The organism is Mesorhizobium ciceri WSM4083 (genome assembly GCF_000519305.1).
Taxonomy (GTDB): Bacteria; Pseudomonadota; Alphaproteobacteria; order Rhizobiales; family Rhizobiaceae; genus Mesorhizobium; species Mesorhizobium ciceri_B.
The window spans coordinates 1-10,543 of the sequence record NZ_JAFG01000031.1 but is presented as its reverse complement, the minus strand read 5'-3'; the positions used below and the strand labels follow the sequence as shown (position 1 = coordinate 10,543).

The 10,543-nt window shown below is 62.8% G+C and carries 8 protein-coding genes and 1 pseudogene; 7 read left to right on the top strand and 2 right to left on the bottom strand.

Annotated elements, in window-relative coordinates; all coding sequences use genetic code 11:
- Nucleotides 1-154, top strand: a 154-nt coding sequence (locus MESCI2_RS1000000138155) for a transposase (RefSeq protein ID WP_197031600.1), incomplete at its 5' end; no start/stop codon positions are given.
- Nucleotides 155-342: 188 nt separating this feature from the next.
- Here MESCI2_RS1000000138155 and MESCI2_RS0125415 read toward each other — a convergent pair.
- Together MESCI2_RS0125415 and MESCI2_RS0125410 are read right to left on the bottom strand one after the other, a co-directional pair.
- Entirely contained in the window at nt 343-3,426 is a 3,084-nt protein-coding gene (locus MESCI2_RS0125415; protein ID WP_027038951.1) for an efflux RND transporter permease subunit, read from the bottom strand.
- Nucleotides 3,423-4,754, bottom strand: a complete 1,332-nt coding sequence (locus tag MESCI2_RS0125410) for an efflux RND transporter periplasmic adaptor subunit (protein ID WP_027038950.1) — start codon at nt 4,752-4,754, stop codon at nt 3,423-3,425. The genes MESCI2_RS0125415 and MESCI2_RS0125410 overlap by 4 nt, the downstream gene beginning before the upstream one ends.
- 145 nt (nt 4,755-4,899) lie before the next feature.
- Here MESCI2_RS0125410 and MESCI2_RS0125405 point away from each other — a divergent pair, with 145 nt between their 5' ends.
- The 6 genes and pseudogenes from MESCI2_RS0125405 to MESCI2_RS0125380 form a co-directional block, all read left to right on the top strand.
- The gene (locus MESCI2_RS0125405; protein ID WP_027038949.1) at nt 4,900-5,433 is read left to right on the top strand and encodes a TetR/AcrR family transcriptional regulator; all 534 of its coding nucleotides are present in this window, start codon (nt 4,900-4,902) and stop codon (nt 5,431-5,433) included.
- 4 nt (nt 5,434-5,437) lie between these two features.
- Nucleotides 5,438-5,670, top strand: a pseudogene (locus tag MESCI2_RS1000000137480) (SDR family oxidoreductase); the annotation flags it as partial.
- Between the two features lie 454 nt (nt 5,671-6,124).
- Entirely contained in the window at nt 6,125-7,453 is a 1,329-nt protein-coding gene (locus MESCI2_RS0125395; protein WP_027038948.1) for an NAD(P)H-dependent oxidoreductase, read from the top strand.
- Between the two features lie 2 nt (nt 7,454-7,455).
- The gene (locus tag MESCI2_RS0125390; RefSeq protein ID WP_027038947.1) at nt 7,456-8,484 is read left to right on the top strand and encodes a thiamine pyrophosphate-dependent dehydrogenase E1 component subunit alpha; all 1,029 of its coding nucleotides are present in this window, start codon (nt 7,456-7,458) and stop codon (nt 8,482-8,484) included.
- A complete protein-coding gene (locus tag MESCI2_RS0125385) occupies nt 8,484-9,482 on the top strand; it encodes an alpha-ketoacid dehydrogenase subunit beta (protein ID WP_027038946.1) in 999 nt (332 codons plus the stop codon). The genes MESCI2_RS0125390 and MESCI2_RS0125385 overlap by 1 nt, the downstream gene beginning before the upstream one ends.
- 3 nt (nt 9,483-9,485) lie before the next feature.
- On the top strand, nt 9,486-10,543 hold a 1,058-nt coding region (locus MESCI2_RS0125380; RefSeq protein WP_027038945.1), incomplete at its 3' end, for a dihydrolipoamide acetyltransferase family protein.

The following is a 10,543-nucleotide window of genomic DNA, read 5'->3' as shown; positions in this document are numbered from 1 at the left end:
CTTCGCCGACGCCAAGCAACTGCATGGTCACCGCTATGCGCGGTTCCGAAGTCTCACCAAGGTCGCCTGCCAGTGCCTGCTCGCCGCCGCCGCACAAAACATCAAGAAGATCGCCCTTTGCCTGTGCCCGAAGCCCAAGTCGGCCCGCACATGAGGCCCAACGCCTCCTGTCAAAATCCCCTGACACAAACAGTCCAAGACACTTCAATCACATAACAAAAAACCCCGCCGAAAATCGACGGGGTTTGTCAGCAGTCTGAAGAGGCCGGAAATTTTCCGGCCTCTTTTCCTTTGCATTTGTCCTGCGCATTTCCGGGCAGGAAGCCGCATCCCTCGACCGTCCTAGCTCGGCAGTGCCGGCATCAGCTTGGGATCCGGCTTCTCCGCCAGATGAGGCAGGTCCTTGCTGGCGATGAAGGTGTAGAACATGGGCACGACGAAGAGCGTGAACAGGGTGCCGACCAGGATGCCGGTGAAGATGACCAGGCCCATCGAATAGCGGGCCGCCGCACCAGCGCCGCTGGACGTGATCAGCGGCACCACGCCGAGCGCCATCGCCGCTGTCGTCATCAGGATCGGCCGCAGGCGCACCTTGGCCGAGGCGATGATGGCGTCGCGCCGCCGCATGCCATGCTTTTCGCGCTGCTGGTTGGCGAACTCGACCAACAGGATGCCGTGCTTGGTTATCAGACCGATCAGTGTGATCAGGCCGACCTGCGTGTAGATGTTGAGCGTGCCGAGGCCCAGATTGAGCGGCACGATCGCTCCGAAGATCGACAGCGGCACCGCCATCATGATGATCAGAGGGTCGCGGAAGCTTTCAAACTGCGCCGCCAGCACCAGATAGATGACGACCACGGCGGCCGCGAAAGCGATCAGGATGGTGTTGCCCTGTTCCTTTTCCTGCCGCGATTGACCGGAATAGTCGAGGAAGAAGGTGTCGGGCAGGCTCTCCCTGGCGATGTCCTCCAGCGCCTTCAGCCCGTCGCCAGTGGTGACGCCGGGTAACGGAAGCGCCGAAATCGTCGACGAATTCAGCTGGTTGAACTGCTCGATTGCCGCCGGCGCCGCATTGGTCGAAATCTTGACCACCGCCGATAGCGGCACCATCTCGCCCGTCACGCTGCGCACGAAGTATTCGCCGAGCTTGTCGGGGTTATCGCGAAACTCCTGCGGCACCTGCGGAATGATGTCGTAGCTGTTGGAGTCGCGGTCGAACTGCGCCACTTCGGCGCCGCCGACCAGCAGGGTCAGCGTGCGGCCGATATCGGCGATCGGCAGGTTCAGCGCCGCGGCACGGTCGCGGTCTATGGTCACCGTCACCTCCGGTGCGTCATAGGCCATCGAATTCTGCACGACGATGAAGCGGCCGGAGGCTTGCGCCTTGTTCTTGATCTGCTCGGCCACCTCGTACACTTCCGAGGAAGCGCCGGTCGATCTCACCACCATGGAAATGGGCAGGCCGCCGCCGGAGCCCGGCAGCGTCGGCGGTGCGAAGACAAAAGCCTCGACCCCGGCCACTTTGGCGATACGGGCTGTAATGTCGGCCTGCAGTTCCTTCGAATTGCGCTTGCGTTCCGCCCAGTCCTTGAAGGCATACCCGACGAAGGCGCTGTTTGTCGTGCCGCCGAAGGCGACGGCCGAGAACTGCGCCCGTGTTTCGGGAATATCCTTCACCAGGCCGAGGATTTGGTTGACGTATGTCTCGGTGTAATCGGAGGTCGCATAACGCGGCGCCGTCACAATCGAGAGCAGAAAGCCCTGGTCCTCTTCCGGCGCCAGTTCGCTCGAGGTCTTGGTGAACATGAAGCCGGTGACACCGACAAGCGCAAGCACGATGATCAGCGTCAATGGGCGATAATTGAGCGACCCGGTGACGGCCCGTTCATAGACATGCTCGACGCGCGCGAAGGTGCCGTCGACAATGCGCTGGAAACGGCCCGGCGTGCCGGACTTCAAGAGGCGTGCCGACATCATCGGGGTGATGGTGATGGCGATGACGCCCGACAGCACCACCGAGCCGGCGAGTGTGACTGCGAATTCGCGGAACAGCGCGCCGGTGAGGCCGCCGGTGAAGGCCAGCGGCGCGAACACGGCGGCCAGCGTCATGGTCATGGCAACGATGGCCGACGCGATTTCGCGCATGCCGCTGAACGCAGCCTGCATCGGCGACATGTGATCTTCTTCCATGTGACGATGGATGTTCTCCACCACCACGATGGCGTCGTCGACGACCAGGCCGATCGCCAGCACCATGGCCAGCAGCGACAGCAGGTTGATCGAGTAGCCGACAGCAAACAGAAGGAAGCAGACGCCGATCAGCGACAACGGGATGGTGATGATCGGCATCATCACCGACCGGAAGGAGCCAAGGAACAGAAGGATGACGACGATGACGATGGCAACCGCCTCGGCGATGGTCTTGAACACCTCTTCGATGGAAGCGCTGATCTGCCCGGTCGCGTCGTAGACGACCTCGATCGTCATGCCTTTCGGCAGCGTCTCCTGAATCTGCGGCACCAGCTTGGTGAGCGCCGCCGCCGTGGTCAGCGGATTGGCCGCCGGCGTCGGGAAGATCGCCAGGAAGGTGCCGGGCTTGCCGTTGAACGAGACCCTGGTGTCGGTGTTCTCGGCGGCGAGTTCGACGCGAGCCACGTCGCGCAACCGCACAACATTGCCGTCGGTAGAGCGCAGCGGCAGCTCGGCGAATGCCTCCGGCGTCTGCAATGTCGAGCGCACGGTGATCGAGGAAACGACATACTCGTTCTGGGTGTTGCCGGGCGCCGACAGGAAGTTGGAATTGTTGATCGCCGTCAGCAGTTCGGAGGCCGTCACGCCGCGCGCGGCAAGCTTGACCGGATCGATCCAGACGCGCATCGAGTATTCCTGCGCGCCGAAGATCTGCACGTCGGCGACGCCTTCGACCGTCGACATGCGCGGCCTGATGACGCGCTCGATATACTCGGTCAGCTGCTCCTTCGTCATGTTCGGGTTCTGCATCGAGATGTACATCATCGCGAACTGCTGGCCGGTGCCCTTGACGATGACAGGGTCCTTCGATGCGTCCGGCAAGGTGCCGCGCACGCCCTGGACCTTGGACAGAACTTCGGTCAGCGCGACGTCGGGGTTCGAGCCGAGCTTCATCTGCACCGTCACGGTGCTGGAGGACGGGCGGCTGGACGAGGTGACGTAGTCGATGTTTTCGGTCGAGGCGACGGCGCGGGCGATCGGGGCGGAAATGAAGCCCTGGATCAGATCGGCGCTGGCGCCCGGATAGGCCGTGGTGATCGTGATCGCTGTTTCATCGACTTTCGGATACTGCCGGATCGACAGGTTGAAGATGCCCTGGAAACCCAGGAGCAGGATCATGCAGGCAAGGACCGTCGAAAGAACAGGCCGGCGAATGAAGAGATCTGAAAAGCTCATTGCTGTTCGGCCTGCTTGTTCGCCGATTTGGTCGGGTCGATGGTGTTGTCCACAACGACGGACATGCCGTTGAAGAGGCGGTTCTGACCGGCGGTGACGACCACGTCGCCGGCCTTCAGCCCCTCGACGATCTCGACCATGCCTTGATTGCGGCGGCCGGGCTTGACGAACACCTGCGACAGCACGAGCGCGGGCTTGTCACCTTCCGCCGCCGGCTTGGCCGCATCGGCAGCCTTGTCGGTTGGCTTTGCCGCATCGGCGGCAGGCTTGGGTGCATCAGCCGCCGGCTTCATGGCATCGGCCGGCTTGGTGTCCGCAGGCTTGGCATCAGCCGATTTGTCGGCTGCCGGCGTGGCGGGTTTCTCCTCCGGCTTGGCAGCTGGCGCCGCCTCGGCGGGCTTGGCCGGCTGCACCACGAAGATGTAGTCGCCATAGAGACTTGTCGTCAGCGCCGTCTGCGGCAGGGTCAGCACGTTCTGCTCTTCGGGCAGCTCGACACGCACCTGCACGAACTGGCCGGGGGTCAGCTTGCCATCGGGATTGGCGACTTCCGCCCGGATGTTCACCAGCCGGCTGGACGAGTCGATCTTCGGGTCGATGCCGCGAATGGCGCCGGCGAAGGGCCTGTCCTCGCCGCCAAAGCCCAATCGAATCGTCTGGCCGATCTTGAGCAGAGCGAGTTGCTGTTCGGGAACCGAGAAATCGACCCGCATCGTGTCGAGGTCCTGCAATGTCACCACGGCGGTGCCGGGCGCCAGATACTGGCCGATATCGATCTTCGGGATGCCCACCGTGCCGCCGAAAGGCGCCGTCAACTGCTTCTGCTCGAGCACGGCCTGCAGCTTGGTGACCTGAGACGCCGAGGCCGAGGCCGCGGCACGCGCCGTGTCCAGCGTCGAGTCGGAGCCGACGCCACGCCTGGTCAGTTCGATGGCGCGGGCCAGCGATGCCTGATCGAGCGCGGCCTGCGCCTTCTGGGCGTCGAGATCGGCGCGCTCGACGGCGTCATCGAGTTGCAGCAGAACCGCATTGTCCGCCACCTTCTGGTTGGCATGGAAAAGGATGTCCTTGACGATACCGGTGGTCTCGACCGTCAGGTCGACACCGCGCACGGCCTTGACCGTGCCGATCGCCTCGACGCCTGGCGTCCAGGCCAAAGGCTTGGCGATGGTCGTCGACACGGTAGCCGCCGGCGGCTTCATCGATGCGAAGTACTGCTTGATGCCGTTGTCGCGCAGGAAGTTGAAGCCGACGATGCCGCCGACCACGACGACGAGCAGGGCCAGAACCAGAACAATAATAAAGATACGGAGTATGCGCTTGAACAAGGAAGTCCCCTCAGTCGAAATCCGGCGCGAAGCGCGGATATCGGGACACATATCGACTGCGGGTCCCGATTTCAAATAATGGCGGTCTTACTGTACCGTCTGGACGGTCTTGTCAATTGGGCCTAAGCTTGCGATGGGAGGCACCATGAGAGCCCAAAGACCGAATTCGCGCGAGAAGATTCTCGCCGCGGCGGCCGATGTTGCCCGGGAATCCGGACCAGGCAGCTTGTCGCTGGATGCCGTCGCCAGCCGTGCCGGCGTGTCGAAGGGAGGGCTCCTCTACAACTTCCCGACCAAGGCCAAATTGATGCAAGGTTTGGTCGAAGGCTATCTGCGTGAATTCGAGCACGCGCTGGAAGCCGCCCGCACAAATGACACGGACGAAAATCCCCTGGCCGTCTACATCAGGCTGTCGGCCAATGATTGCGAGGAAAAGCAGCAGTCGGCGTCCTGGATCTTCTCGGCCATCGCCGAGGATCCCGATTTCATGATGCCGATAAAGACCTTCAAGCGGCAGCTTTTCGAGCGGCTGAAGGGCGAGACGCCGGATCTCAAATCGCTGTTGATCTGCTATCTCGCCATCGAGGGATTGCGCAGCATGAACCTCTTCGATTCTGATGTCCTGTCGAAAGACGAGCGCGAGTTGTTGGTATCGTCCCTGCTCGATATTGCCAAATAGGCGCCGCCCACCCTATGTCTGGATCCCGCTGGTCGAAAGGCAGATTCCCGACACCATGAAGGCGCGCGGCATGACCGAGGAACAGGTCAGCACGATGTGCTGCTCGCTGCCCAGCCGACCAGGGAATTCGTCACCGTCGATGAGCTTGTCGCGCTGACGCTGTTCCTGTGTTCGGACGCGGCCAGGCAGATCACCGGCACGACCTTACCGATGGACGGTGGCTGGACGGCACAGTAGAGGGTAATCCAAGCGTTCCATTTGTCGGCTGGTGCCGCAGGGCGCTAGCAGAAAGGCACCGCCTATGCCGTGATCTTGATCGATGCGGATGGCGTGGTCGTGCATTTCCATGATTTCCCGATCGACGCAGCGGGTTGCCCGTGGCCGGCTTCGCGGAACATTGAGCAGGACTTCCCGCATGGGCCAAGATGCCGCCAGTCGCATGCGCCGGCCTATTGCTCGGCAGCGCAACAGGCTGCGCCTTTGCTGAGCTGTACGATCCCAACCGGTGCCCATCCGCGCACTGACGGCGACTGCGCTGCATCAGGTTTTCCAGCCTCTTTTTCGTCCCGCTGGACTGTGGTGAAAGTGCCCAAAAAGCACGAGAATCTGGACATTAGTCTTGACAGAAATACAGATGTTCAATACCCGTCAGGCAATCGAACAAGCCTGCATTATGGGAGGAACGAGCGGTATGGCTTCCAATGTTTCGTTGACGGGCCTTGCCCGCGATCTCGAGGAACGCGCCAAGTCGGGCAAGCCTATCCGCATCGGCCTGATCGGCTCGGGCGAGATGGGAACCGACATCGTCACTCGTGTCGCCCATATGTCGGGCATCGAGATCGGCGCCATTTCCGAACTGAACCTGCCTGCCGCCAGCAAGGCGGTCGAAATCGCCTTCCAGGAAACCGGGCACGCGCGCGAAGTGTCGAACGCGTCCGCGATGACGGCGGCAATGGAGGCCGGCAAGGTGGCGGTCACCAACGATGCCAACCTTGTCATCAACAATGATCTGATCGACGTCGTCATCGACGCCACCGGGGTTCCCGCCGTCGGCGCCGAGATCGGGCTGCGCGCCATGGAACATGGCAAGCATCTGGTGATGATGAATGTCGAGGCCGACGTCACCATCGGTGCCTATCTGAAGAGCGAGGCCGACCGGCTCGGCGTCACCTATTCGCTGGGCGCCGGCGACGAGCCGTCCTCCTGCATGGAGCTGATCGAGTTCGTTTCGGCCATGGGGCATCCGATCGTTGCCGCCGGCAAGGGCAAGAACAATCCGCTCAACATCGACGCTATTCCCCCAGACTATGAGGAGGAAGCCAAGCGCCGGCATATGAATGTGCGGATGCTGGTCGAATTCGTCGACGGCTCCAAGACCATGGTCGAGATGGCGGCAATCGCCAATGCCACCGGGCTGGTTCCAGACAAGGCCGGTATGCATGGCCCGGCGGCGACGCTCGGCGAACTGTCCAAGGTGCTGGTGCCGCAGAAGGATGGCGGCGTGCTGTCCAGGGTCGGCGTCGTCGACTATTCGATCGGCAAGGGTGTCGCGCCCGGCGTCTTCGTCGTTGCCGACATGTCGCATCCGCGCATCTCCGAGCGTATGGAAGATTTGAAGATGGGCAAAGGCCCGTATTTCACTTTCCATCGTCCCTATCACCTGACCTCGCTCGAAGTGCCGCTGACCTGCGCGCGCGTCGTGCTCTACGGCAAGGCCGACATGGTGCCGCTGGCCAAGCCGGTCGCCGAAGTCGCCGCCGTGGCCAAGAAAGATATGAAGCCCGGCGAGAAGCTCGATGCGATCGGTGAATATTGCTACCGCGCCTGGATCATGACGACGCCTGAGGCGCGCGCCGCCAAGGCCATTCCCTGCGGCCTGCTGCAGGGCGGCTCGGTCACCGCGCCGATCAAGAAGGGCGAGCTCATAACCTATGCGAATGCAGCGCCCGCGGCGGGCTCCAAGATCGCCGAACTGCGCGCCCGCCAGGACAAGCTCGTCTATGGGACCGTGGGAGCGTGATCATGGCCACAGCCAGCAAAGCCGTCACTGACAGTCGCGCCAATCTGCCCTTCGTCTACCGCCAGTACAGCGCCGAGCAGCTCAAGCAGGTGCTCCACAAGATGTACCTGATCCGCCGCTTCGAAGAGGGCGCGGAGGAGTGCTACACGCGCGGCCTCATCCACGGCACCATGCATTTGTCGATCGGCCAGGAAGCCAGCGCCATGGGCATCTGCATGCCGCTTGCCGAGGATGACCAGATCACCTCGACGCATCGCGGTCATGGCCACTGCATTGCCAAGGGCGCCGAGGTCAAGCGCATGTTCGCCGAGTTCTTCGGCAAGACCACAGGCTATTGCAAGGGCCGTGGCGGCTCGATGCACATCGCCGATGTCGGCAAGGGCAATCTCGGCGCCAACGGCATCGTCGGCGGCGGTATTCCGATCGCCGTCGGGGCGGCATTGTCCTCCAAGATGATGAAGACCGGAAAGGTCGTGGTTTCGTTCTTCGGCGACGGCGCCAACAATGAAGGCGCTTTCCACGAGGCGCTCAACATGGCGGCGGTCTGGAAGCTGCCTGTCATTTTCGTCTGCGAGAACAATGGCTACGGCATGTCGACATCGACAGCCCGCTCGACAGCGGTCAAGAACATCGCCGAGCGCGCCGCCGCCTATTCGATGCCGGGCGTCATCGTCAACGGCAACATCTTCTCCGAGGTCGCCGAGGCGTCTCATCAGGCTATCGCCCGAGCCCGCGCCGGCGAGGGGCCGACGCTGATCGAGTCCAAGACCTACCGCCATCGCGGCCATTCCAAGAGCGACCGCAACCGCTATCGCACCAAGGAAGAGATCGAGGACTGGATGTCGAACCGCGATCCGATCACCCTGTTCGAAAGCGAGCTCAGGGAATTCGGCTTCATCGACGACAAGGGCATCGAGGCCATTCGCAATGCCGTGGCGCAAGAGATCGCCGACGGCATCGAGTTCGCCAAGGCGAGCCCATCGCCCGATATCAGCGAGACCGGAAATTACGTGTATACGGAGCAGGCGTGATGGACGCGATGGTGCGTGAACTGAGCTACGCCCAGGCGATCCAGGAAGCCATGGCGATCGCCATGGACATGGACGAACGCGTTTTCCTGATGGGCGAGGATATCGGTGTCTATGGCGGTGCCTTCCAGGTCACCGGCGACCTGGTCGAACGTTACGGCGCTGACCGCGTCATCGACACGCCGATTTCGGAACTGGGCGGCGCGGGCGTCGCGGTGGGGGCTGCCCTCACCGGCATGCGGCCGATCTTCGAGTTCCAGTTTTCCGATTTCGCCACGCTCGCCATGGAGCAGATCGTCAACCAGGCGGCCAAGATGCGCTTCATGCTGGGCGGCGAGGTTTCGGTTCCGGTGGTGATGCGCTTTCCCGCCGGCTCCGGCACGGGTGCGGCGGCCCAGCACAGTCAGAGCCTTGAGGCCTGGCTCGGCCATGTGCCGGGCCTCAAGGTGATCCAACCGGCCACGCCCTACGATGCCAAGGGTATGCTTTTGGCTGCGGTCGCCGATCCCGATCCGGTCATGATCTTCGAGCACAAGCTGCTCTACAAGATGAAAGGCCCGGTGCCCGAAGGCTACTACACCGTGCCGATCGGCAAGGCGGATATCCGCCGCGAGGGCCGGGATCTCACCATCGTCGCCACCTCGATCATGGTGCAGAAGGCGCTCGATGCCGCTGCCGCGCTGGAGAGCGAAGGCATCGACGTCGAAGTCGTCGATCTCCGGACCATTCGGCCGATGGACAAGCAGACCGTCATCGACAGCGTCAAGAAGACGTCTCGGCTGATGTGTGTCTACGAAGCGGTCAAGACGCTGGGCATCGGCGCCGAGGTCAGCGCCATGATCGCCGAGAGCGAAGCGTTCGACTATCTCGACGCGCCGATCGTGCGGCTGGGCGGCGCCGAAACGCCGATCCCCTACAATCCGGAACTCGAGAAGGCAACGGTGCCGCAAATTCCCGACATCATCACCGCCGCGCGCGACCTCGTGAAAGGGGTCCGCTGACCCATGCCGACCGAAGTCATTCTTCCCAAGGTCGACATGGACATGGCGACCGGACAGATCTCACGCTGGTTTGCCGAGGAAGGCGCCAGGGTCAAGAAGGGCGATGTGCTGTTCGAGATCGAAACCGACAAGGCCGCGATGGAAATCGACGCGCCGGCCAGCGGCGTCCTGCGCGACGTCACCGGCAAGGAGGGTGTCGATATTGCGGTCGGCGCGGCTGTTGCATGGATTTATGCCGACGGTGAAAGCTATGCGCCAATCTCCCCCCTCGAGGGGGAGATGTCGACGAAGTCGACAGAGGGGGTTGCCTCAGGAGGCACCCCTGTACCGTCGAGCCCAGTCGAACCGACCCCACCCGACCGGCCTGCGGCCGGCCACCCTCCCCTCGAGGGGGAGGGGAAAGCCCGCGCGACACCTTTGGCCAGGCGCCTAGCTCGTGAGGCGGGCATTGCTCTTTCCACCGTATCCGGCACAGGCCCATACGGCCGTGTTGTAAAAGCCGATATCGACGCCGCACTTTCCTCCCTCCTCGAGGGGGAGGTGTCCGCGAAGCGGACGGAGGGGGTCGCCTCAGGAGGCACCGCCCAATTCAGCACCGCCCTGGCGCCGAGCCCAGTCGAAGCGACCCCACCCGACCGGCCTGTGGCCGGCCACCCTCCCCTCAAGGGGGAGGGGGACGTGCTGCGTCTGTTTGAACAGGGCTCCTACGAACTCGTCCCGCACGACAATATGCGCAAGACCATTGCGCGGCGCCTGGTCGAGGCCAAGACCACCATCCCGCATTTCTACCTGACGCTCGACTGCGAGCTGGATGCACTGTTGGCGCTGCGCACGCAGATCAATGCGGCTGCCCCGGTGAAGAAAACCGACAAGGGCGANGCNCCNGCCTACAAGCTGTCGGTCAACGACATGGTGATCAAGGCGATGGCGATGGCACTGAAGGCGGTGCCGGATGCCAATGCCTCATGGACCGAAAGCGCCATGGTCAAGCACAAGCATGCCGATGTCGGCGTTGCCGTGTCGATCCCCGGTGGGCTGATCACGCCGATTATCCGCAAGGC

Coding starts and splice junctions, on each gene's coding strand:
- MESCI2_RS0125415 (WP_027038951.1), bottom strand. CDS start 3,426: ATGAGCTTTTCAGATCTCTTCATTCGCCGGCCTGTTCTTTCGACGGTC.
- MESCI2_RS0125405 (WP_027038949.1), top strand. CDS start 4,900: ATGAGAGCCCAAAGACCGAATTCGCGCGAGAAGATTCTCGCCGCGGCG.
- MESCI2_RS0125395 (WP_027038948.1), top strand. CDS start 6,125: ATGGCTTCCAATGTTTCGTTGACGGGCCTTGCCCGCGATCTCGAGGAA.
- MESCI2_RS0125390 (WP_027038947.1), top strand. CDS start 7,456: ATGGCCACAGCCAGCAAAGCCGTCACTGACAGTCGCGCCAATCTGCCC.
- MESCI2_RS0125385 (WP_027038946.1), top strand. CDS start 8,484: ATGGACGCGATGGTGCGTGAACTGAGCTACGCCCAGGCGATCCAGGAA.